This window comes from Salinicoccus roseus (assembly GCF_003814515.1).
In the GTDB taxonomy this organism is placed as follows: Bacteria; Bacillota; Bacilli; order Staphylococcales; family Salinicoccaceae; genus Salinicoccus; species Salinicoccus roseus.
In genome coordinates, this window is the sequence record NZ_RKQJ01000003.1 from 16578 (window position 1) to 37342 (window position 20765).

23 protein-coding genes, 1 tRNA gene, 1 pseudogene and 1 riboswitch are annotated in these 20765 nt (G+C 50.4%); of the genes and pseudogenes, 11 read left to right on the forward strand and 14 right to left on the reverse strand.

Annotation, left to right across the window (positions count from 1 at the left end; translation table 11 throughout):
* Positions 1-44: 44 nt before the first annotated feature.
* The 3 genes from EDC33_RS09275 to EDC33_RS09285 all read left to right on the forward strand — a co-directional run bounded on the left by EDC33_RS09275 (position 45) and on the right by EDC33_RS09285 (position 1967).
* A complete protein-coding gene (locus EDC33_RS09275) occupies positions 45-1088 on the forward strand; it encodes a YihY/virulence factor BrkB family protein (RefSeq protein WP_094907081.1) in 1044 nt (347 codons plus the stop codon).
* Complete coding sequence (locus EDC33_RS09280) at positions 1072-1638, forward strand: beta-class carbonic anhydrase (RefSeq protein WP_094907080.1); 567 nt, start codon at positions 1072-1074, stop codon at positions 1636-1638. Before EDC33_RS09275 ends, EDC33_RS09280 begins: the two co-directional genes overlap by 17 nt.
* 137 nt (positions 1639-1775) lie before the next feature.
* On the forward strand, positions 1776-1967 hold the full coding sequence (locus EDC33_RS09285) for a hypothetical protein (RefSeq protein ID WP_124010956.1): 192 nt from the start codon (positions 1776-1778) through the stop codon (positions 1965-1967).
* Positions 1968-2025: 58 nt separating this feature from the next.
* Here the strand turns inward: EDC33_RS09285 and map are convergent, their stop codons facing one another.
* Positions 2026-2781 (reverse strand): type I methionyl aminopeptidase, encoded by a 756-nt coding sequence (gene map, locus EDC33_RS09290; RefSeq protein ID WP_124010957.1) that lies wholly within the window; start codon positions 2779-2781, stop codon positions 2026-2028.
* A gap of 106 nt (positions 2782-2887) precedes the next feature.
* Between map and EDC33_RS09295 the strand changes: the two genes are divergently transcribed.
* Positions 2888-3919: an FUSC family protein gene (locus tag EDC33_RS09295; RefSeq protein WP_124010958.1), complete on the forward strand. Its 1032-nt coding sequence runs from the start codon at positions 2888-2890 to the stop codon at positions 3917-3919.
* On the opposite strand, the gene dinB is transcribed toward EDC33_RS09295, so the two are convergent.
* Together dinB and EDC33_RS09305 are read right to left on the reverse strand one after the other, a co-directional pair.
* Positions 3912-4979, reverse strand: a complete 1068-nt coding sequence (dinB, locus tag EDC33_RS09300; RefSeq protein ID WP_124010959.1) for a DNA polymerase IV — start codon at positions 4977-4979, stop codon at positions 3912-3914. The two genes, EDC33_RS09295 and dinB, sit on opposite strands and share 8 nt — an antisense overlap.
* A gap of 61 nt (positions 4980-5040) precedes the next feature.
* The gene (locus tag EDC33_RS09305) at positions 5041-5610 is read right to left on the reverse strand and encodes a DUF3267 domain-containing protein (protein ID WP_229716747.1); all 570 of its coding nucleotides are present in this window, start codon (positions 5608-5610) and stop codon (positions 5041-5043) included.
* Positions 5611-5711: 101 nt separating this feature from the next.
* Between EDC33_RS09305 and EDC33_RS09310 the strand changes: the two genes are divergently transcribed.
* Together EDC33_RS09310 and EDC33_RS09315 are read left to right on the forward strand one after the other, a co-directional pair.
* Entirely contained in the window at positions 5712-6752 is a 1041-nt protein-coding gene (locus tag EDC33_RS09310; RefSeq protein WP_124010960.1) for an NAD(P)/FAD-dependent oxidoreductase, read from the forward strand.
* Positions 6753-6902: 150 nt separating this feature from the next.
* Positions 6903-8279, forward strand: a complete 1377-nt coding sequence (locus EDC33_RS09315; RefSeq protein WP_124011208.1) for a hypothetical protein — start codon at positions 6903-6905, stop codon at positions 8277-8279.
* A 44-nt stretch (positions 8280-8323) separates the two neighbouring features.
* Here EDC33_RS09315 and EDC33_RS09320 read toward each other — a convergent pair whose 3' ends face one another.
* The 4 genes and pseudogenes from EDC33_RS09320 to EDC33_RS09335 all read right to left on the reverse strand — a co-directional run.
* Positions 8324-8704 (reverse strand): hypothetical protein, encoded by a 381-nt coding sequence (locus tag EDC33_RS09320; protein WP_124010961.1) that lies wholly within the window; start codon positions 8702-8704, stop codon positions 8324-8326.
* 121 nt (positions 8705-8825) lie between these two features.
* Complete coding sequence (locus EDC33_RS09325; RefSeq protein WP_040106385.1) at positions 8826-9251, reverse strand: Ohr family peroxiredoxin; 426 nt, start codon at positions 9249-9251, stop codon at positions 8826-8828.
* A gap of 76 nt (positions 9252-9327) precedes the next feature.
* Positions 9328-10317, reverse strand: coding sequence for a thermonuclease family protein (locus EDC33_RS12810; RefSeq protein WP_229716745.1), 990 nt, complete (start codon positions 10315-10317; stop codon positions 9328-9330).
* Between the two features lie 64 nt (positions 10318-10381).
* Positions 10382-10573, reverse strand: a pseudogene (locus EDC33_RS09335) (glycoside hydrolase family 2 TIM barrel-domain containing protein); the annotation flags it as partial.
* A 125-nt stretch (positions 10574-10698) separates the two neighbouring features.
* Here EDC33_RS09335 and EDC33_RS09340 point away from each other — a divergent pair.
* From EDC33_RS09340 to EDC33_RS09350, 3 genes are read left to right on the forward strand one after another with little or no spacing between them, the layout of a single operon-like run.
* On the forward strand, positions 10699-11175 hold the full coding sequence (locus tag EDC33_RS09340) for a DUF2975 domain-containing protein (protein WP_124010963.1): 477 nt from the start codon (positions 10699-10701) through the stop codon (positions 11173-11175).
* 9 nt (positions 11176-11184) lie between these two features.
* On the forward strand, positions 11185-11406 hold the full coding sequence (locus EDC33_RS09345; RefSeq protein WP_124010964.1) for a helix-turn-helix domain-containing protein: 222 nt from the start codon (positions 11185-11187) through the stop codon (positions 11404-11406).
* A complete protein-coding gene (locus EDC33_RS09350) occupies positions 11378-11935 on the forward strand; it encodes a DUF2975 domain-containing protein (protein WP_346255837.1) in 558 nt (185 codons plus the stop codon). Before EDC33_RS09345 ends, EDC33_RS09350 begins: the two co-directional genes overlap by 29 nt.
* 131 nt (positions 11936-12066) lie before the next feature.
* On the opposite strand, the gene acsA is transcribed toward EDC33_RS09350, so the two are convergent.
* The 5 genes from acsA to EDC33_RS09375 are packed head-to-tail and all read right to left on the reverse strand — an operon-like array spanning position 12067 to position 18232.
* Complete coding sequence (gene acsA / locus EDC33_RS09355) at positions 12067-13755, reverse strand: acetate--CoA ligase (RefSeq protein ID WP_124010965.1); 1689 nt, start codon at positions 13753-13755, stop codon at positions 12067-12069.
* 17 nt (positions 13756-13772) lie between these two features.
* Positions 13773-14528 (reverse strand): ABC transporter ATP-binding protein, encoded by a 756-nt coding sequence (locus EDC33_RS09360; protein WP_124010966.1) that lies wholly within the window; start codon positions 14526-14528, stop codon positions 13773-13775.
* Between the two features lie 10 nt (positions 14529-14538).
* Entirely contained in the window at positions 14539-15387 is an 849-nt protein-coding gene (locus EDC33_RS09365) for an ABC transporter permease (RefSeq protein WP_124010967.1), read from the reverse strand.
* 21 nt (positions 15388-15408) lie between these two features.
* Positions 15409-16413: an aliphatic sulfonate ABC transporter substrate-binding protein gene (locus EDC33_RS09370; RefSeq protein WP_124010968.1), complete on the reverse strand. Its 1005-nt coding sequence runs from the start codon at positions 16411-16413 to the stop codon at positions 15409-15411.
* Positions 16414-16429: 16 nt separating this feature from the next.
* Complete coding sequence (locus EDC33_RS09375) at positions 16430-18232, reverse strand: PLP-dependent aspartate aminotransferase family protein (RefSeq protein ID WP_371128707.1); 1803 nt, start codon at positions 18230-18232, stop codon at positions 16430-16432.
* A 64-nt stretch (positions 18233-18296) separates the two neighbouring features.
* A riboswitch (SAM riboswitch) is annotated at positions 18297-18406 on the reverse strand.
* A gap of 169 nt (positions 18407-18575) precedes the next feature.
* Here EDC33_RS09375 and EDC33_RS09380 point away from each other — a divergent pair.
* Positions 18576-18860 carry a hypothetical protein gene (locus EDC33_RS09380; protein WP_308809867.1) on the forward strand — a complete coding sequence of 95 codons (285 nt, stop codon included), beginning with the start codon at positions 18576-18578 and terminating at the stop codon, positions 18858-18860.
* 290 nt (positions 18861-19150) lie between these two features.
* A tRNA-Val gene (locus EDC33_RS09385) sits at positions 19151-19222 on the forward strand.
* A 46-nt stretch (positions 19223-19268) separates the two neighbouring features.
* On the opposite strand, the gene EDC33_RS09390 is transcribed toward EDC33_RS09385, so the two are convergent.
* Positions 19269-20201, reverse strand: a complete 933-nt coding sequence (locus EDC33_RS09390) for an arsenic resistance protein (RefSeq protein WP_124010969.1) — start codon at positions 20199-20201, stop codon at positions 19269-19271.
* An 8-nt stretch (positions 20202-20209) separates the two neighbouring features.
* On the reverse strand, positions 20210-20737 hold the full coding sequence (locus EDC33_RS09395; RefSeq protein ID WP_124010970.1) for a hypothetical protein: 528 nt from the start codon (positions 20735-20737) through the stop codon (positions 20210-20212).
* Positions 20738-20765 lie beyond the last annotated feature (28 nt).

Sequence of the window (20765 nt, forward strand, 5' to 3'; positions counted from 1 at the left end):
GGGCTGACGACTGTTGGCCCTTTTATTTTTAAAGGAGTGAGGATATGGCAGATAAACCTACCAATTCGGATTATTTGAACCAGACAAAACAGGAATCCAAGGAATCCCAGGCTAAAAAGTCACAGAATGCAGAAGACGAAACCTTCGTAGATAATGTAAAGTTCAAATCCAAGGCCTCAAAGAAGCCGGATGAGACCTTCTACGTATCAAAGATCAACAAACCGGCAAAGCACAAGGATAATCCTAATTTTTTCCAAAGTCTTATGTTCCAGTTTTCAAAGGATAATACATCCGGCATGGGGGCGCAGCTCGCCTACTACTTCCTGCTTGCGATCTTCCCGCTGCTGATCTTCCTGCTGACGTTGGTCCCGCTATTCCAGATCGACCAGCAGATGATCACCCAGTTCATCCAGGATTATGCACCATCCGATATAGCCGGCATGCTTGAAGGCGTAATTTCTGACGTTATGCAGAATTCTAACGGCGGACTGCTCTCAGTGGGTCTGCTGGTGACACTGTGGTCCGCATCGAACGGTATGACGGCACTCATGAATGCCTTCAACGTCGCCTATGATGTGGAAGACAACAGGAACTTCGTCGTTGCCAAGCTGCTTTCCATAGTATTCACCATCATCCTGGCAGTATCCGTATTGCTTACATTCGTACTCATCGTGTTTGGTGAACAGATTGGTAACCTGATGTTCGGGGTCATCGGTCTCGATCAGCAGTTCCAGGTAATATGGAACTGGGTCAGAAGCCTGCTCCCAGTACTTCTCGTGTTCATCGTCTTCGTCGTCATCTATACGACGGCGCCGAACATCAAACTGCAGGTCAAAGCAGTCATACCGGGGGCCCTATTCACGACAATCGCATTCCTAGTCGCATCATGGGGCTTCAGCTTCTATATTTCCAACTTCGGCAACTATTCTGCAACATACGGCAGTATCGCCGGCGTCATCATTCTGATATTATGGTTGTATATCACTGGAGTCATCATCATACTCGGCGCCCAGATCAATGCGATACTGCATAAGCGGGCAATGAGAGAACAAGGAGAGGAAACTGCGAATAATGAGTCTACTGCATGATTTGCTTGAATTCAACGAACAGTTTGTAGCCAGCAAGGAATACGAAAAGTATGTAACCACCAAATCACCTGACAAGAAGCTTGTCCTGATATCCTGTATGGACACCCGGCTTACAGAACTCTCAACGAAAGCCCTCGGGCTCAGCAATGGGGACATCAAGCATATACAGAATGCCGGCGCAGTCATTTCCCATCCATATGGAAGCACGATGCGGAGTATACTGGTTGCGGTCTATATGCTCGGTGCAGATGAAGTCATGGTCATGGGCCACCACGACTGTGGGTTCGGCGCCCTGAAGCCTGAGCCGATGATCGACAACATGAAAGCCCGCGGCATCACGGAAGAGACTTTCGAGACCCTCGAAAACTCGGATATAGACATCAAAAATTGGCTGAAGGGCTTCGACAGCGTCGAGGAGAGCATCACAGAAAGTGTTGGAAAGATCAAACATCATCCGCTGATGGTACCGGATATGCCGGTACATGGCACGGTCATCAACCCTGAAAATGGGAAAGTCGACCTCGTCATCAACGGGTATGAAGAAGAATAGAGGCAACAATCCCCTCTGCTGTAATTCCACTTTACAGCAGAGGGGATTTTTCAACCTTCAAAGTGTCTGATTGTTCAGTTTGATAGTTTGTAATTGCCCCCGAAAGGTGTATAATGTAAATAAAGGAGGGGATAGTGATGAACAGAGACAGGAGAGGTAGCCGGAATGTTGATGTTGACCGCATGATCAACGAAGGCGGTGGCGGCTTCATGTACTACTTCGATGACTTTCATCATGAGATTGAAACTCCTCAGCCGGATGACACTGATGAAGCCGTTTCTCAAACAGAAGAGAACGAAGCTTCACCAGAGTATAAAGAAGCCGGCTGATGGCCGGTCCAACGCAAAGAAGCGTGGCATACAATCGTATGCCACGCTTCTTTGCTTTCTAGTCCTCCACCAGTGTCAGCAGTTTCGGACCTTCTTTTGTAACGACGATTGTATGCTCCTTCTGGGCTACATAGCTGCCATCCTTCGTTTCAAATGCCCAGTCGTTCTTGCCGTCTGTGACAAAGGCGGCCTTCGTGGAGATGAACGGCTCCACTGCGATGACCATGCCTTCCTTGAGCAGTTCGCTATTTCCAGGCTCGTAGTAGTTCATTATGTGCTTCGGCGCATCATGAAGACTTCTTCCTACACCGTGTCCTGTGAGATTCTTGATGACCGTGAGCCCGTTCTGTCGCGCCACTTTGTGCACTGCACGTCCAATCTGGCTGACCTTGGTGCCGGGCTTGATCTTCTTAAGTGCTTCTTCAAAAGAGGCTTCACACACATCGATGACCTTCTGTTTCAACGGGTCTGAGGAAGTGCCGGCGATGAAGGAGAGGCCTGTATCTGCAAAATAGCCGTTCTTCTTGGCGGAGACGTCTATGTTGACGATGTCCCCCTCATTGATGACGCGGCTGCCCGGGATGCCGTGGGCCACCTCTTCGTTTACGCTTATGCATGTATGGCCCGGAAATTCGTATTCACTGATCGGGGCACTCTCGGCGCCCATCTCTTCAAGGAGCCTGCCTCCCAGCTCATCGATTTCCTTAGTGGTCATCCCCACTTTCGTCGTTTCTACAAGTTCCTTCAGCACCTTGCCGCAAATCTGTCCGATTTCTTCAAGCTGCTGCATTTCTTCATCAGTTTTAATGATCATTTGCTACCCTACTTACTTTAAAAATTTTTATCCTATCAATTATTATAACAAACTCTTCATGCTATACTAGAGTCGTATACTTAAAATTATTGAAAGAAGCATGAATATGAAATTTGACATCCGTAAAATCATTGGTCCAAGGATCATTAAAACAGGCCTCTCAACGTTTCTGACAGCCCTGATATGCATGGCACTCGACCTGCCGCCGATCTTCGCCGTCATCACCGCCATCGTGACGATCGAGCCGACGGCCTATGCTTCGTTGAAGAAGGCGTATGTCCGTTTTCCGGCCTCCATCATCGGTGCCTTCATTGCGGTGACATCACTGTACATCTTCGGTGAGAACGCCTTCACCTACTCACTGGCGGCGACGCTGACCATACTTGTCACCTATCGGCTGAATCTGCATTCGGGTGTGCTTGTTGCAGCCATCACTGCAGTCGCCATGGTCCCTTCTGTACAGGATGCCTACGTTTTCAACTTCCTTTCCAGGCTGGCGACCACGACGATTGGACTCGCTACCAGCACACTGATCAACTTTCTGATACTGCCGCCGAAGTATGCCGGGCAGATCGAGGAAATCACAAAATCGACGACCCAGCAAACCCACAGCCTGCTGATCCAGAGGCTCGGGGAACTGATTGCCGGCAAGTACGAATCCGACAAGAGCGAGAGGGCCTATACCAAGGTGCAGAACGCCATCACCGATGCCGAAAAACTGCTCAAATACCAGCAGGATGAATACCGGTACCACAAATCAAATCGTGAAGAGATGCGCCTGATGAACCAGCTGGAGCGGGAGCTCCAGTTCAAAAAGCTGTACTTCACCCACCTCGGCAACCTGATCTACCTGCCCGAAGACATCTCGATGAAATTCACTTCCCAGGAAACAGCGGCAGTCGAAGAGATCATCGACTACCTCAACCGTGATCTTGACGAGCTGACGATGACCAACTCCGCCGTCCGCTTCATCAGACGCCATATCAGGAATCTGGATGAAGAGGCGGACGCCTTCAAGATTCATCTGCTTTATGAGATCATCATCATCTATCAGATGATCGTCCAGCACCACAAGGCCGGCTCCAGCACCCATAAGAAGGTGCAGACCAACAGCAGGCCGAAAGACGGCACTACATGAAGTCGTATATCGTCAAGTTACGGTAAGTCCTATCCGAAAGCTGCGAAACAGTCACCCCGATGAGCCTTATGGGCACATCGGGGTCTTTCAGTTCATGGTAGAGGCTGTAGGCGTAACGGTATATCTCGTCTTCCGTAAAGACCGGGTTGTTCGTCATCATCTGTCTAGTGTGCGAAACATAATCAGCCGTCTTCATCTTGACGGTGACCACCTTCCCGGCAAATTGCTGCAGCTCAAGCCGGGCGCTCACCTTGCCGCACAATTCTTCGATCACCTTCAGTATCTCCTCATCCTCATTGATATCATAGTTGAAGGTCGTCTCTTTCCCGATTGATTTCCTGACCCTTTCGACCTTGAGTTCCGAAGTCCCGATGCCCCTGGCCTTCTGATGGAGGCTCGCCCCTTTCTTGCCGAACTGCTCGATGAGGGCCGCTTCACTCCATTGATAGAGATCCTCTCCCGTATGGATATCCAGTGACTTCATCTTTTCTTCAGTCACACGCCCCACTCCCGGAAAATCTCCTATATCCAGTCGAAAAAGGATGTCCTGTACATTATCGTAGTGGATGACCGTCGTCCCCGCAGGCTTATTCATGCCTGAGGCGATTTTAGCCAAGTATTTATTGTATGATACGCCGCTTGATGATGTCAGGCGTGTCGCATCAAAAATATCACGCTGTATATCCAATGCCACCGACTGGGCGGAGCGCTCCCTTGAAACGAGATGGGTGATGTCCAGGTATGCTTCATCCAGGGAGAGCGGCTCCACTATTTCAGTGTAGTATAGGAAGATGTCCATGATCTGCTTCGAAACCGCCTTGTACTGGTCGAATCGCGGCCTGACATATATGCCGTCGGGACAGAGCTTGTAGGCCTGCTTTGTCGGCATCGCCGAATGCACGCCGAATTTCCTCGCTTCATAGCTTGCTGTCGCCACTACACCCCGGCTTGCGGACTTTCCGCCGACGATGACCGGTTTCCCCCGGTATGACGGATTATCACGCTGCTCCACCTGGGCATAGAACGCATCCATATCGATATGAATGATCCTTCTCTCCATAGCATCCACCTGTTTTAAAATATTTGCCCAAATTATAACATAGAACGAACAGATGTTCCTATCATGAATCTGCTGGATAGCCTTCATACATCGTCATGCCGACTTCTGTATCTTCCACATACTTCATATTCCGATGCTTCATTATAAGATATATGTAGTAGAAGTCGCCTGCGCATGCCCCAGTGTGGAGTGCCAGCAGATATTTATAGGCTCCGTGGGGCACTGTGAACATCATGATCAGCATCACCGAAGTGATTACGACGAATGGCATCAGGATCACGATTGCAAACTGCCTTCTCGTAAACACCTCACCTGGTGCTGCAGCATAGAACATGCCCGCTTTGTAGCCGAACCGGATCTTCCCCTTCGGATGGAAGAGCTTGAAGAACAGGCCGTGTATGCCTTCGTGAACGGTGATGATTGCAAACAGGATCGCCATGATCAGGAGGACCGCACCGATGATGCCGAAGGATTCCATTCCGATCAGGGCAGATCCTGCGTCATCAGCCAGGAACAGGTCCAGCAGGTAGAATGCGATGAACGACAGGACGGTGAGTGATATGGCCAGTATATTCAAAGTCCGGATCGCAGATCGATCCCTGAAGATGTCGAGTACATATTTATTTCCCAATATCCTCTCCCCTTTCAAAAGCACTGTAACACAATCGGCACAAATAATGTTAGACTATCCTATAAATGATATCGTCCAAACAACTGACAGGAGTGAATCGAATGGCAAGTTTTACAATCGTCGGCGGCGGCATCGCGGGTGCTTCGACAGCCTATCATCTCGCCCGGAAGGGGCATCAGGTGACAGTCTACGACCGTGCCGATACCGGTCAGGCGACAGACGCCTCCGCCGGAATCATATGCCCCTGGGTCAGCCAGAGGAGAAATAAGAAATGGTACCGCCTGGTCAAGGAAAGTGCCAAATACTATCCTGACTTCATCGCCCGGCTCCAGGAGGAGACGGGGCTCGACACCGGTTACCGGCGTGAGGGCTCGATCAGCCTTTTCAAGGATGATCATGTACAAAGCCTGGCCTTCGACAGGATAAGTGCAAAAAAGCCCGATGCACCGGAGATGGGGGAAGTCCGCATGGTCTCCCGTGAAGAAGTGAAACAGATGCATCCGGATCTGACGGGACTCTACCCCGGTGTATTCGTCGAAGGCGGGGGCCAGGTGAAGGGGGCCAGCCTGCTCAAGGCACTGAAGGCCGGATTCCTGAAACATGGCGGCGAATGGATCACCGCAGATTTTGATGCCGAGAAGGCTGAAGGCACCGTCATCTATGCGACAGGTGCATGGGGCATAGAACAGGATACCGATCCGAAAATCCGCCATCAGCGGTCCGAAGTGCTGCATTTCAAACTCAAGGATGGAATGAAGGAGGACCACGCCCCCGTCGTCATGGCCTTGGGGCCAATCTACATCGTAGAAATGGGCTTGAACCAGTATGCCATCGGGACGACACATGAAGATACAGAAAGTTTTTCAGCAGAACCTTCAGCCGAAAACCATGAATATCTGCGGGGACTCGCCCACCGCTATTTCCCCGACTCCGAAATCGAGGATGTCAAAATGATGGTGGGGCTGAAGCCCTACACACGGGACTTCCTCCCTTTCCTTGGAAAGGTGGAAGAAGATGTCTTCGTCATCAACGGAATGGGAGCGACCGGCCTGACCGCCAGCCCATTCGTCGGACATGAAGTCGCCGCGCATCTGAGCGGCGAAGAGACGACACTCGACATAAGCGACTACTCCTATATCTGAAGGCAGAGCATCTCTGCCTTTTTTCTATTCCGTTTCAATTTGTTGGAACATTTAAATAGCTTTGGCAAAGTGCTCTCATCTATCATATAATTAATGAATATATCCACAAGCTCCATCTGATTCATATTTATCGTGAAAGCAGGTATTACATTGAATATACTCTACAATCAGACCATACTAAAGAACTTCTTCTACATATATGCTGTCCTGTTCATCCTTTTCCTGATCTATTTCTTCAGCGGTGTCGGGATTTTGGGGGCATTCGTCGACTATCTGGCTGTGGGCGTGCTTCTCATCTCCTGGGTCTTCAGCACAAGACTGTTCAAGCTGATCGGCGGCCTCTTCATCATTGCAGGGTCACTCTTCACCCTCACGTCCGGCGGGAGCATCGGTGTGATCATCAGCAACACGACAAGCAACCTTCCCCTCCTGCTATTCTTCAGCACCCTGCCATGGATAGGTACGGTCGTAAAGGTGGGGGGACTTGATGAAAGCATCACTGAGATGATACAGGACCGTGCGAACAGGGTCGAGAAAATCTATGGCAGAAGCGTCGTCACCTCCTATTTCCTTGCGGTATTCCTGAACCTGTCGGCCATCTACATCATACAGCAGGTGCTCAGAGAACTGTTCAGAAAGACATCAGTCGGATTCAGGAATGAATTCATCATCAAATCCACGCTGCGGGCATTTGCACTTGCGGTCATATGGAGTCCACTTGAAGTCATCGTCGGTCTGACGGTCGACTCGACAGATGTCTCCTACTTCACCCTCCTGCCCTGGCTGCTGGTGACATCGATAATCGTCGGCATGACAGAAGTCTTCCTGACTAGGCGTGAGTTCAACGACATCACACTCGATGCGCCCTTCGATGAAATCGATCGCCGGGCACTCGGCCGGTCGATCATGAAGATGGTCCTCCTGCTGATCAGTTTCCTCAGCATCGTCATGGTATTCAATATGAATTCGGACCTCGGCTTCGTCATGACAGTTGCACTGATCATCATTCCATTCTCCTTTGCCACGGCGTTTATCATGAAGCGGTTCCCCATATTCATCAAGACAGGATGGGCCACATGGAAGAACCACAACAACCATCTCCAGAACTTCTCGGTGCTTTTCCTGTCGCTCGGCATCTTTTCCGGCGGATTCAACAGCAGCAGTGTCCCTGGAGTGATGCAGCAGGTCTTCGGCTATGTCGATTCATTCCTCATACTGATCCTGCTGCTCATCATGGCAGTCATCTATGGGCTCGCCATGTTCGGCGTCCATCCCGTAGCAACACTCGCCATACTGGCGGAAGTCCTTGTCCCGGTCATGACCCCGGAAAATGTGCTTTCAATAGGCATCGTCATGGTCGTCTGCGGCATGGGCATATCCGCTGCCGCACCGTACGGCATCAACGCAACCATGACCGCCCAGAGCATGGGCATCAACCCCTACAGGATCACGAAAATGAATATGGGATTCTCGCTCAGGATGGGCCTGACGGGTATACTGATTGCGATGATCGCGCTTATGATATGAAAAAGAAGCATCCATGGAGACATCGCCTCCATGGATGCTTCTTTTTACGCCTGTACCATGTAATAGAAAAGGATCGTGAAGATGAACAGCAGCAGGTAGCCGAATATCAGCAGGTTGAAGAGTCCCACAATACCAAGTATGACCATCTGCCATCTTTTATACACCTTGATGAACCCCAACAGCTTATATCCGATCAGCATCATGAACGGGATGACATAGAGATAGGCGAACACCAGTATCCGTCGGGCGGAATCACCACTGACATCGAAGGCACCGATCAGGATCAGACTGATGAGGAAGCCTATCGTAATGAAGCCGAAATATCCGTAGATCCCCCGTCTCGTCCGCAGCTCCTCCGTCCGTGCCATCAGGTATGTAGAAAGCAGTATGCCCGCTATGTAAAGGACGCTCAAAAAATATATCATATGGTTTTCCTCCTCTTTTGACGCATCCTGTCGACCCGCCAATGAATGAACCATTACAATTGTATCATCTTTTCCAATAAAAAACGGGAAGCCTTCAGGCTTCCCATCGATTTGTTCTTCCTTATTTCGTTGTACCCTTCAGTTCCACATCGATGCCATCACGTGCCATCTTGGAGTAAGGACACAGTTTGTGTGCATCTTCAACATATTGCTGGGCCTTATCCTCTGCCACACCATCGAATTCCACTTCGATTGCTGCAGAAAGTTTGAAGCCGCCGTCCGATTCGTCCTTCAAGAGTCTTGCCGTTGCGTTGACTACACGGTCGGTATTTTCCTCTTTCGCCTTTTTCAGCACACCATCAAGCGCACTATTGAAGCATGCACTGTATGCCGCTGCAAAAAGCTGTTCTGGGTTTGTTTCCTTAGTATCTTCTCCGGACATCTGCTTCGGCTGCTTGACATTCATTGAAAATGACTTGTCTTCGCTATGGACTTCGCCGTCCCTACCGCCTGTGTTGATCATTGTTACCTCATACAAAGGTTTCATTAGAAGCTCAACTCCTTTTATAGTCTACCTACATTGTATGGAACTTTCGCCCAACTATCAAACAAACAGATTCACGTCATTCGCAAGCCATGCCATCCCGGTCCCCATCCATCTGAAGGGTATAGGCGGGATGGCCTTCCGCGACACCGTCCGGGTGGACTTCCCTCAACTCTGTACAGTTTCGGAATGTTCCACTTCCTGTCTCCGATTCCTCTCCTTCAGAGTCGTACGGCCGCTCCAGCGACCATATGCCAAGGCCTTCCGACTCAGCTTTTTCTTCCGCCTCCTCCAACAGGTCCAGATGGGTAGTGTTCGGCGGATTGATGTATTTGACCTGGGCCAGACCTTCCCTCACAAGGATTTCATTGACCATCTCCCCATCTGCATAGACATAGGCCAGATACCTCTCGTAATGATCCTGTCTTGGACCGACATCGAATTCAACTTCGATTTCATCCGCATCTTCGAGAATCTCTTTGGTTCGGGCTGATGCCTCTTCCCCGAATGGCTGCTCCCCGATTCTCGGGTGGTTCGTCTCCGGCGTATCAATGAGCAGATATCTGAAGGAGGCCGCTTCCCCCTCAAAGTGGAACTTTGTCGTATCGCCGTCGATGAACGAAGCCACCTCTACCGGAATCCTGTCTGCACTCCTCTCTTCAGAGCCGAAAGTTTCATTGATTTCCCGAACCGGGTTCTCAGCGTTATCCATCATAAACAGCGGGATTATCATAACTGCAAGTGCAGCAAGCAGCGTGATGGCGGCATACCTCACATATCCCTGGGCATTGTCATTTTTAGCTTTTTTGACGATGTACACCAATAGAATGCCCACTGCAGTCAAAAGGAGATATATGCCCATCACCATGAATCCCATCCCAAGACTCAGATCGGCATCCATCAGGGTCGCCATGAGGGCAAGCACAGAGGCGATCGTCATCATCATGAGCGACATCTGCCATGTCTCCCTGTACTTCCCCCGTCCGACATATTTGAACAGGCCCACACCAAAAACGACTACAGCCGCCAGCGCAGCCAGAAATGATAATATAAGAAATAACAAATCCATAAAATCCCTCTAATCCATGTACTTATATCAGCTACTATAACATGGGATGCATCCGAAGAGTGACAGGAGTTGCCATGAGGTGTGTGACCACTCTAGCTGGACGTTTCTGCGGGTCGCATTCCTTCGTCAGGTCATAGAGCGGTTTGAAGTAGTCATAGGCACCCTCTTCTTCAGAAGCCGGCTCGTTCGCAATGCTCCAAAGGACGACGGAAGCATGGTTCTTGTCGCGCTTCACGAGAGCTTTGATGATTTCCCTGTCGGCGAGGCGCGTCATCTCTTCAGAATGCTTGTAGATGTTTTATCATATTTCAATATTTATTTATTGATAATCGATAAATAATATATTATTATAATTGTATAACAAATTGTGAGGTGTATGAAATGGAACGTGGATCATCATTATTTCTGAAAGCTGCTGTCATCCTGATGGCCCTGCCCGTCCTTGCGGGTGCCGGATTCGCAATATACTTTCTGCTGCGAAATCCATTCAATCCCGAGTATGCAATGATACTCTACCCCATCGTCATCGGCGTACTGCTGACAGTCATCCCCTTCATATTCGCGCTGTATCAGTCTTTCAAGCTGCTGAACTACATTGATGGCAAAAAGGCATTCTCAGACCTTTCCGTCAAAGCGCTGAAGAAAATCAAATTCGCCGCTTTTTCAATCAGCCTGATCTATGCAATAATCCTGCCCTTCATCTATATCGTCGCAGAAATTGATGATGCACCCGGCATAATCCTCATGGGGATGGTGCCCATATTTGCCGCCCTCGTGGTCGGCGTCTTTGCTGCGGTTCTGCAGAAGCTTCTGAATGAAGCAATAAATATCAAATCCGAAAACGATTTGACGGTCTGAGGTGTAATGATGGCAATCAGAATAAATATCGACGTAATGCTCGCCAAAAGAAAAATGAGTGTAACGGAACTGTCCAACCAGGTGGGCATCACCATGGCAAATCTCTCAATACTGAAAAACGGCAAAGCTAAGGCAATCCGCTTCTCTACACTAGAGGCATTGTGCAGGGCGCTCGAATGCCAGCCCGGGGATATACTTGAGTATGAAGCCGATGAAAGCGCAGAAGAATAGAATCAGCGATCCGTTGAATGATGAAGAGCCAACAAATTGTGAGGTGAATGAAATGAAGCGAGGATTATCCCTGTTTTTAAAAGCAGCGCTGATACTCATGGCTCTGCCCGTACTGGCGGGGGCTGCGTTCGGAATATACTCCCTGTTGAGAAATCCGGTCAATCCGGATTATGTCCTGATGCTATACCCTATATTCATCGGCGCCCTCCTGTCGGTCATTCCCTATCTCTTCGCACTATACCAGTCATTCAGACTGTTGAACTACATCGACCGGGATGCCGCATTTTCCGGACAATCCGTCAGCACCCTCCAAAAGATCAAGATTTCAGCGTTTCTTTTCAGTATGGTGTATATACTGATAGCACCGTTTGTCTATATAACGGCGGAAGTGAGTGACACACCGGAACTCATCATCATGGTCATGGTCCCGATATTCGCGTCACTGGTTATTGGAGTGTTTACTGCTGTCCTGCAGAAGCTTCTGAACGAAATAATCAATATCAAATCTGAAAACGAACTGACCGTGTGATCATACGATACGTTTATGGACAACTCTGCTGAAAAACTCCAAAATATACAAGTACACATAAGAATACTCCCTTCAAAATGTACATTTTGAAGGGAGTATTCTTATGTGTGACTTCAAATCATGGGATAATCCTACACTTTTTTCAGCTCCGCCTCTTTCTGTTTTTCGATTTCCATCCTTTTCAGTTCACGCCTCAAAATTTTGCCGCTGATCGTGGTCTTCGGCAGTTCCTCCATCACTTCGATCTCCCTCGGTGCCGAGTGCGCGGCCAGATTGTTCCTTACAAATATACGGATATCTTCAAGAAGGCTGTCGGACTGCTCGTACCCTTCCCTGAGGACGATGAATGCCTTGACGAGCTCTCCTCTTACAGGATCCGGCTTCCCGACCACTCCCGCTTCCTGTACAGCTGGATGCTCGATCAGCTTGCTCTCCACCTCGAATGGCCCGATACGCTCACCGGCAGAGTTGATCATATCGTCGTCGCGGCTCTGGAAGAAGACATAGTCCTCATCGTCCTGGTATGCCAGGTCCCCTGATACATACCATCCTTCATATTTGAAATAGGAATCGAACTTGTCCCTGTTCCCCCATATCTCCTTCATCAGTCCCGGCCATGGTGTTTTGACTGCAAGCTGTCCGACAGACCCCCGTGGCAGCTCGTTCCCCGCTTCATCGAGGATGCCGACTTCTATGCCGGGAAACGGCCGTCCCATGGAGCCGGGCTTTATTTTTTCACCCGGAAGATTCACGATCAGGTGCGCACCCGTTTCCGTCATCCACCACGTGTCATGTATTCTGACACCGAGACGTTCCCACGCCCAGTATATGACTTCGGGATTCAACGGTTCACCAACGCTCAGAATGTGCCTCAACGAGGACAGGTCGTAGTCTTTCAGGACATCCCCCTGGGAGAGGAGCATTCTGAAAGCCGTCGGCGCACTGTACCATACCGTCACTTTCAGGTCCGCTATCAGCTGATACCAGTTTTCCGCTTTGAAACGCCCACCCTGGATGACGATCGTCGCCCGGTTCAGCCATGGGGCGAACAGGCCGTATACGCTCCCTGTCACCCAGCCCGGGTGCGAAGTGCACCAGTATACATCATCGTCCCTGATATCAAGCACCCACTTCCCTGATTCATACTGATGGGTCATGACACGGTGCGCATGCAGCACGCCCTTTGGCTTTCCAGTGGAGCCGCTTGTATAGTGGATCAGCATGCCATCCTCCAGATCCACCCATTCCACCTGTTCTCCGCCGTTCTCCACCGGTGCCGCTTCGATATCCTCGGCATACAATATGGTTTCCAGCGAAGGGATGTCATTTTGCGGCACACGGGAAACCATCTCCCTGTTCGTAATCAGCAGCGTCCCCCTGCAGTCGTTGATCCTGTCCCTTACCGCGTCTTCCATGAAAGCTTCGAAAAGCGGTCCTGCAATCGCGCCTATCTTTATGGCCGCCAATATCGATATGTAGCATTCCGGGGTTTTGGGGAGGAAGATGAAGACGCGCTCGCCCTTTTTGACCCCATTGCTTCTCAGAATACGGGAATAGTGGTCCGTCTTCTCCTTGACTTCCCTGAAGGTCATGGACGTCCTTGTCTCCCCATCCACATAGTGGAGGGCAACCTTGTCCCCATATCCGTCCTCTACATGACGGTCGATTGTCTCATAGGCGATGTTGACCTTTCCTGTCTCCCTGAAGCGCAAATCCTCTCCCGCCTGATGCCAATCGTACGCGTGGCGTATTTCCTCATAGTTGGACAGATTGTATGTGTCCTCTATTGGATTGATGACTTCTGAAATTCTCTGTGACATGGTATGCACTTCCTTCCTCATGAATTTATCCGCTGTTCATACTGTGTCGACTGGTTCAGATCCAGGCTGCCCAGTATTTCCTTCTTATACTCGGCCAGCTGTCTGCTTCCCCGCTCTCTCGGTCTTTCCTGTTCAATCGGAATCACCCTGTCCATCTCTCCCGGCTGTCCCCGCAGAGTGATGATCCGGTCACAGAGATAGGTCGCTTCGTCAATATCGTGTGTCACCAGAATGATTGTCGTCCGATACTCCCTCCATATTTCCATCAGGAGATCCTGGAGCTGCATCTTGGTGAATGCATCCAATGCACTGAAAGGTTCATCCAGGAGCAGTATCTCAGGGGAGGTGACGAGTGCCCGTGCAATGGCGACACGCTGGGCCATCCCGCCAGAAAGGGCTCTTGGATACAATGCTTCGCTCCCACCGAGGCCGACACTTTCCAGATATCTCTTTCCTGCCGCCTCTCTCTGGTCCCTGCTTCCCTTCAGGCCAAAAGTGACGTTCTCAAGGACGGTCAGCCAGGGCATGAGACGCGGCTCCTGGAAGATGAAGCCGGTTGTATCCTCCACCTTCCTCGAGACATCCCCATTGATTTCTATCCGTCCGTCATACGCATCATCCAGGCCGGAAATCGCCCGCAGAATCGTGCTTTTTCCGCAGCCGCTCGTACCAAGGAGCCCGATAATTTCACCCGGTTCCGCAGTGAAAGATACGTTTCTGACCACTTCCCTGCCGTCAAAAGTCCGCCCGACATCCTGTAAGTTCAAGTTCATGCGATCCCTCCTATGATTTGACCATGCCATCCTGCCAATGCAGGGCACGCTGCTCCACAATCTTCAATATCCAATCCGTCAGCTTTCCTATGATTGCGAACAGGATGATGCTGGCAATGATGATTTCTGGTGAAAGTGTATTCTGTCCAAGTACGAGGAGGTATCCGAGACCGGTGCTCGCCCCCATGAGTTCAGCCGCGACAACGAACATCCATCCCAGTCCAAGTCCACTTCTGAGCCCGGTCAGAAAAGAGGGCATGGACGCCGGAAGGATGACCCTTCTGATCAGCTGGAAGGTGTTCAGTCCATACATCTTCCCGACTTCGATCAATTTACGGTCGACTCCGGCAATCCCGCTGACTACATTCAGATAGACGGGAAAGAACACGCCCACAGCGATCATGGTCACCTTGGACGGCTCACCAATCCCCATCCAGAGTATGAACAGGGGCACCCACGCCAATGAGGGGATGGAACGGAAAGCCTGGATCATCGGATCGAAGATCTGTTCCGCCTTTTCATAGAATCCTACAATCGACCCCAATACAATCGCCAATAGCGTCCCGATGATAAATCCCGCAAACACCCTGAAAGTCGTAATCCCGACATGGCTGTACAGGCTCCCGTCCTGGGCCATTTCCCTTATCGTCGAAAGGATCGTGGACGGGGCCGGCAGCTGGTAGGCGGGGAAGACGCCAGTGCGGCTCAATACTTCCCACACTGCAACAAGGAGAACGGGCAGCAGACTGCCAAGCAATATGGCCTGCAGCCTTTTAGTATCCCTCTGCTCCCGCTTCCCTCCCGTACTGCTTTCATCTGCAACTTGCCTCCCAAGGAATCGGCCAGCGCTTTTTTCCATCATCTCCACTCCTTTAGTCATCTATTCCGCACTTTCTATCGTCTCTTCGGCAAAACTCGGCTCAATGAGGTCTGAGACCAGAGCCTCTATATCCGCATCAGGATCGATTACGTCCACTTCCTGCAGGATATTGCCCGATTCGACCAACGCTTCCTGATGGACCGGTCCCGGAACCGGGTTTGAAAAATCATTGCGTTCAAGCTGCAGTCTCGCCACTTCAGGCTCGATCTGCGCTTCCTTCACCATTATTTCCACAGCCTCGTCGGGATTTTCCTGAATCCATTCCCTGGCTTTTTCATACACTCCGATGACACGATTCACATATTCCGGATGATCCGCCGCGAAGTCTTCCCTTACATTCAGGAAGCCGTATGTATTGAAATCCGGGTTGCGGTAGAACAGCTTTGCCCCCGATTCCACTTCCAGGCGGGCCATATGCGGGTCGAGTCCTGCCCATGCATCCACACCCCCGTTTGTCAGTGAAGTGGCGCCGTCGCTGTGCTGAACATTTACAATCTCGACATCATCCTGGGAGATGCCTTCTTCATTCAGGGCCCTGAGCAGGAAGATGTATGGATCGGTGCCAAGTGTCGCAGCCACCTTTTTGCCCTTCAGGTCTCCTATGTCCTCAATGCCGGAATCCTCCGTTTTCACAAGAGCTGTCCATTCCGGTTTGGAGGCGATATATACATTCTTTATCGGTGCGCCGTTGGCCTTCGACATCAGCGCAGCGGCGCCGGCAGTCGAGCCGAAATCGACACTGTCGCTATTCAGGAATTCAAGCGCCTTGTTGCTTCCATGGCTCAATGTCCATTCCACTTCTATTCCTTCCTCTTCGAATTCCTCTTCTGCCCATCCAAACTCTTTCAGCACGAGGCTTGTAGGGGAATAATATGCATAGTCCAGTCTGATCTTCTCTGGCGCGCCTGAAGACTCAGCCTCTCCTGAACCACAGCCGGCAACCACGGCCACCAGGGCGAGCACGATGAGTGCCCACACCCTCTGATTGAATATTGATGATTTCATTTTTATGACCTCCATTCTATATTTCACATGCGTATGTGGAAATCGTGCCCCGCAGACGCTGTGCCTCTTTGTATGTGCAACGGTTATGCACCACCTGTATGCCCCCGTCCCTTGCGATTTCCGCAGCTTCCGGAGAAACGACGCCTTCCTGGAGCCAAAAGACCCTCGGGTTCACTTCGAGTGCTTCCTTCGCTATTTCAATTGCCGCTTCAGGACTTCTGAATACTTGGACGACATCGATGGCATCGGGAACGCTTGAGAGATCCGGATAGGCCTTTTCACCGAGTATTTCCGTCTCCCTCGGATTGACTGGAATGATCCGATAGCCGAGGCGCTGCATCTTCCGTGCAAGACGGTAGCTCGGTCTGGCTTCCTTGCCGCTTAATCCGACCACTGCCAGCGTTTTCTGCCGTACCGTTTCCGCCCCGTCCTCCCCGATGACCTTCTCCGTCGGAGAGTCCAGTGCCCATCTTATGACACCTTCGTCATTGATGACTGCCGCATCTGTTGACCCATCGCTGATTCCGGTGGCCTTCTTCAGCGCCTGTCCCAGATCTTTTGTGATATCCCTTACGGATTCAATGCCCACCGACAGACGGATGAGCTCTTCCAGCACACCGGTCTCCTCAAGCTGTTCCTTCGTCAGCTGCTGGTGGGTCGTGGATGCCGGATGGATGATCAGCGACTTCGCATCGCCGACATTTGCAACATGGGACCATAGCGAGACATTGTCGATCAGTTTCTTCCCTGCCGGTTTTCCGCCCCTGATGCCGAAAGTGATGATTGAGCCATATCCATTCTCGAACTGCCTCTTCGCAACATCATGCGACGGATGGTGCTCCAGACCAGGATATGTCACCCACTCGACCGCCGGATGCGCCTCCAGGAAGCGGGCAACCTCCTGCGCATTTTCATTGTGTCTTTCAACACGTATATGCAGAGTCTCCAGCCCCTGAATCAGCTGGAAGGCATTCTGTGGGCTGAGGCTCGCCCCGAAGTCCCGCAACAGCTGCACGCGGATTTTCGTGATGAAGGCAAGGGTTCCGAAATCCACAGCATAGCGGATGCCGTTATAGCTTCTGTCGGGTTCGGTGAATTCAGGGAATTTTTCGGTATTCCAGTTGAACCGTCCACCATCGATGACCACACCGCCTATTGAAGTGCCGTGGCCGCCGATCCATTTTGTTGCCGAGTGGACGACGATGTCCGCCCCCCATTCAATCGGCTTGAAGACATGTGGTGTGGCGAACGTATTGTCGACGATCAATGGCACGCCGGCTTCATGCGCTACTTCGGCAACTGCGGCGACGTCAAGGACCTGAAGTCCGGGATTGCCGATCGTTTCGGCGAATACAGCCTTCGTCCGCCCTGTGATTGCTGCCCTGAAATTCTCCGGGTCGTCAGGATCAACGAATTTGACGTTGATGCCGTATCTGGGCAGAGTGACCGCAAAAAGATTATATGTACCGCCGTAGAGGTTCGAACCTGCCACGATTTCATCCCCTGCACTTGCCAGGTTCAGTATCGACAGTGTGATGGCCGACATCCCGGAAGATGTCGCCACTGCCGCCACTCCGTCCTCAAGGAGTGCCATCCGCTTTTCGAACACTTCCACTGTAGGATTTCCGATGCGTGAGTAGATATTTCCCGGTTCATCCAGAGAAAACAGGCTCTCTGCGTGATCCGTGTCGTGAAAGACATATGATGTCGTCTGGTAGATCGGCACCGCCCTTGCGCCTGTTGTCGGATCCGGCGCCTGTCCGCCATGGAGCGACAGCGTCTCCAGGTCATAAGTTGCATTTTTCTTCTTCGTCAATATAATCTCCTCCTGATTGTAATAATAAAAAAACTCTCTTCCTATATAAGAAGAGAGTCTCCGCCTCCTCTTATCTTTCAGGAAAATCTCCTGCAGGAATTAGCACCTTATCAGACTCGATTGCCTGATGGTTGCCGGGCGTCATAGGGCCTGTCCCTCCGCCGCTCTGGATAAGTGATAGAACTATATTATCGATAATGTATACTACACTACTATGGATTAGTATATTTGTCAAAACATTTTTCAAATTTAAAATACTTTATTTTCCACTACTTTTCATGCCGAATATTTTACGCCCAAGCTGGGTAGGTGGTGGGAAAGAAGGGAGGTGGCGACAGTGGCGGATATGATGTCTGCAGAAAAGAGGAAACGGACGATGAGCCGGATCAGGTCCCAATCGAAACTCGAGAACAGGATTACGAAAGCTTTGTGGGCTGAAGGCTACCGGTTCAGGAAGAATGTGCGCACATTGATGGGGTCTCCGGATATCGCAATCCAGAAATACAGGGTGGTCATCTTCATCGACTCCTGTTTCTGGCATATGTGTCCGACCATGGCAACTGGCCGAAAAGCAATCAGGAATTCTGGAACAGGAAGCTCGGGAGGAACATGGAGCGCGACCGGGAAGTGAATGCCTATTATCATGAAAAAGGTTGGCATATTATGCGGATGTGGGAACATGAATTCAAGGAGGATTTCAAGGGAGCCATAGACAGGATGACGGCTTTCATAGAAATGGCAAAAGCCGAGACCATGAGAGGGAAAAAATAATACCCGGAATCGTCATTTCGTTATTGACAATTCCGGGTTAACATTGTAAATTTGAATATGTAGTTTTTAAATCGTGATCCATCAGACAGGCACTTGTCCATCAGGTGTTGAAATTATTGTTTCGGGGTCCCGACGGATAAATAAAAGTAAGGTCTGTTAGCTCAGCGGGAGAGCACTTCGTTGACATCGAAGGGGTCACTGGTTCGATCCCAGTACAGACCATCCAGCACCACAACGCAAACATCCAGTCTATTGACTGGATGTTTTTTTATTTATATGGAAACAGGACCCTCGAAGCAAGGCCCAGTACCGGCAGTTCTATGATGGGACCGATGACGAGGGACAAGGCGATCAGCGGCTGATTCGGGAATGCTGTGACTGCAATGGCGAGTGCAAGGGGGGAATTGCGTGCCAGTATCATCATGATCAGACTGACGGATTCCTTCCTGCCGAACCGGAACAGTCTGCCCGCACCCTTCCCCACTATGAAGGTGATCACGAAGAACAGCACCAACGACGGCAGCAGAAGAATGACGACATCAAGGTTCTCAAGCAGTGTATCGCGTTCGGAAGCGAACATTGCAGTCACGGCAAGTGCGAGAAAGATGACATTGAAGGTGTCGAAGAAGCCTTCCACTCTGCCCTCTGAAGGCAGGAAGCGCTTCGTCAGCAGTGCAAGTAGAAAAGGGATCCCGACCACAAGCAGCACACTCTGTATGATGCTAGGGAATGACAGCCCGATGCCCTGTTCAAATCCAAAGAACAGATAGAGATAGGCAGGCAGCAGTATCAACTGGAGAATCAGGTTGATTGGCAGCAGGGACGCCGACAGCACCGTATCCCCTTTCGCCAGGCCGGTGAATACAAGGTACCAGTCGGTGCACGGGGTCACTGTCAACATGACGAACCCGATCCATATCAATGGATGTTCTGAAAGGAAGACCATTCCGATTGCATAGGCTAGGAAGGGCGTCCATAAAAAATTGATGACGAGTGAAACGAGCACGAACTTCACCTTTTTGAATGAAGTGAATACACGTTTCAATGGCATCAGCAAAAACAATCCATAAAGCATGAGCATGAGGAACGGGACGATGAAGTTACCTGCATGCTGCTGGATGATGTCGATGCCGCCGATCATCACCCCCATGAGTATGGCAATGAGCAGAATCAGCGGCTGATATTTTTCAAGGCTGTTCATGGCGCCTCCTATGCCAAAAGGTTGGCAACATCCCAGGATTCCCTTTTGTAGAGTTTGAACATGAAGTACATGAGGACGAGTATGCCGAATTTCAGGGAATGGTCATCCAATTGGCTGTCCGCCAGAATGAGGGTCTCTGTGCTCGCCACATCCTCCTTCACCGTTGCAATATGATCACCATGGAAGTAGACTTCCATATCTCCGCTCCAGTTTTCCTCGATGCTCATGAACTGGTGGTCTATCCGGCCATCGACACGGAAGTGGAGCAGGCTCGTTCCGGGTCTTTCCTTGAATACAAGCTCAAGATCATCCGCCACGATGATGTATTTTGAAATGTTCATATCCCTGAATTTGCGCTTCTTCAATCCCAGTATGAGGGAATCACCCTGGGTGGATGTGTAAGAATAGGTGTTCCGCTTTTCACAATTCCTTAAGACTGCCTTTTCAACATAACCGACTGGATCATCATGATCATTTTCTATCGCTACCGATTTTCTGTTTGAATCTACGGAAAGCTTGAATTGATATTGCTTCATAACTGCCTCCTCCATAATCTATCCACCC